We start from the raw sequence: 1,829 nt of genomic DNA on the forward strand, positions 1-1,829 counted from the left end.
GCCTTCGACGACCAGCCGATCAACCCCTCCGGCAACGTGCCGATGAGCGAGCTCATCGATGCCTCACGCCGCCGCCTGCTGAAGAACAGCCTGGTGCTGGGCGCCGTCGGCTTCCTTGGCGGCAGCCTGTTCCCCGGCCGCTCGCTGTTCGCCGCCGACGCCCCGGTGCCCACCGGGTTGCTGGGCTTCAAGGGCGTGCCGGTGCAGCAGGACCCGAAGTTCGACCGGGTGATCGTCGCCGAAGGCTACAGCGCACGGCCGTTCTTCTCCTGGGGCGACGCCGTGGTGAGCGGCTCGCCGGCCTGGAAAGGCGACGCCAGCGAGGACTGGAAAGCCCAGGAGCTGCAGGCCGGCGACAACCATGACGGCATGCACTACTTCCCCTTCCCCGATGCGCCGGACAGCCACGGCCTGCTGGTGATCAACCACGAGTACATCAACCCGACGCTGCACCCCAAGGGCCAGACCTTCGAGGACCGCCCCGATGGTTCGCGCGGCCGCCCGGAAGGCGAAGTGCGCAAGGAGATTGCCGCCCACGGGCTGAGCGTGATCGAGGTGAAGAAGGACGCCGGCGGCCACTGGCAGCGTGTCGAAGGCTCGAGCTACAACCGCCGTATCACCGGCAGCTCGCCGCTGGACCTGTCCGGCCCCCTGGCCGGCCACGACCTGCTGCGCACCGCCAGCGACCCCGAGGCCAGACAGGTGCTCGGCACCCTGAACAACTGCTCCATGGGCGTCACGCCCTGGGGCACTTACCTGGCCTGCGAAGAGAACTGGCACCAGTACTTCGTCAACCGCGACAAGGACGACTACACCAAGCGCGTTTCGCACAAACGCTACGGCCTGTCCAACGGCCAGTTCAGCAACTATTACGCCTGGGAAGCGGTGGATGAGCGCTTCGACGCCACGCCCAAGGCGGACCAGCCCCACGGCGGCCACGTCAACGAGCCGAACCGGTTTGGCTGGGTGGTGGAGATCGACCCCTTCGACCCCGGCTCCACGCCGAAGAAGCGCACCGCCGTCGGCCGTTTCTGCCGCGAGTGCTCGACCCTCTCGCTGGGCGCCGACAACCGCATGGCCTTCTACTACGGCGATGACACCAAGGGCGAGTACATCTACAAGTTTGTCCCGGCGGGCCAGTACCAGCCGAACAACCGCGCGGCGAATATTGACCTGCTGGACGAAGGCACCCTCTACGTCGCCCGCTTCAACGCCGACGGCAGCGGACAGTGGCTGCCGCTGGTGCACGGGCAGAACGGTCTGACCGCCGAGAACGGTTTCGCCAGCCAGGCCGAAGTGCTGGTCAACGCCCGCGCTGCCGCCGACAAGCTCGGCGCCACGCCCATGGACCGCCCCGAATGGGTCGCCGTGCAGCAGACCACCCGCGAGGTCTATGTCAGCCTCACCAACAACGACGCGCGCGGCAAGAAGCAGCCGGTGGACGCCGCCAACCCCCGCCAGGAGAACCTCCACGGGCAGATTCTGCGCTGGAACGAAACCGGCGGCGATCCGACCGCCACCACCTTCCAGTGGGAAATCTTCCTGCTGGCCGGCGAGCACAAGGGCGCCAACGCGCCGGAGAACCTGATCGGCACCATCAACGGCGACATCTTCTCCTCGCCGGACGGCCTGTACTTCGACACCGCCGGTCGCCTGTGGATCGAGACCGACTACGACGACGATGTCCCGGCGATGCAGGCCATGGGCTGCAACCAGCTGCTCTGCGCCGACCCGCACAGCCGCGAGGTGCGGCGCTTCCTGGTCGGCCCGCGCGGCTGCGAGCTGACCGGCATCACCCAGACGCCGGATGGCAAGACGCTGTGGGTGAA

General features: G+C 67.8%; 1 protein-coding gene. It reads left to right on the top strand.

All coding sequences use genetic code 11. The features are described 5' to 3' along the window. On the top strand, positions 1-1,829 hold a 1,829-nt coding region (locus FAS41_RS30630; protein ID WP_138527016.1), incomplete at both ends, for a PhoX family protein.

Source organism: Pseudomonas nicosulfuronedens, from assembly GCF_005877905.1.
Lineage (GTDB): Bacteria > Pseudomonadota > Gammaproteobacteria > Pseudomonadales > Pseudomonadaceae > Pseudomonas > Pseudomonas nicosulfuronedens.